The organism is Nitrosospira sp. NpAV (genome assembly GCF_000832065.1).
GTDB lineage: Bacteria > Pseudomonadota > Gammaproteobacteria > Burkholderiales > Nitrosomonadaceae > Nitrosospira.
In genome coordinates this window covers 1-300 of sequence record NZ_JXQM01000128.1, presented here as the reverse complement: position 1 = coordinate 300, position 300 = coordinate 1, and the positions used below count along the sequence as shown (strand labels likewise).

Below are 300 nucleotides of genomic sequence, written 5' to 3'. Positions count from 1 at the left end.
CGATGTTGAACTGCCTCCCGTGGTAAAACCGGTTTCTGTATATCCGCTTGCACGCTATCTGCGTGCTTTTGATGTTTTTGTCGGGGCGACGGGTTATAACAGTTGTTGTGAAGTGGTGCAGTCGGGTATTCCGGCGTTGTTGGTGCCGAATGATAAGTTAGCGGATGACCAGGTGCGCCGTGCACAAATGGTGGCTGAGCTGATTCCGGCGGTGGTGTCTCCTTGTGAAACGGATGCGCAGCGTAGCGGGGCGGTTGCAAGTCTGCTGGGAAAACTGGCGGATATCCCTGCTGAGAAGCC

Annotated in this window: 1 protein-coding gene; it reads left to right on the top strand. The window is 55.0% G+C overall.

Annotated elements, in window-relative coordinates:
* On the top strand, positions 1-300 hold a 300-nt coding region (locus SQ11_RS15590), incomplete at both ends, for a glycosyltransferase (RefSeq protein WP_041515123.1).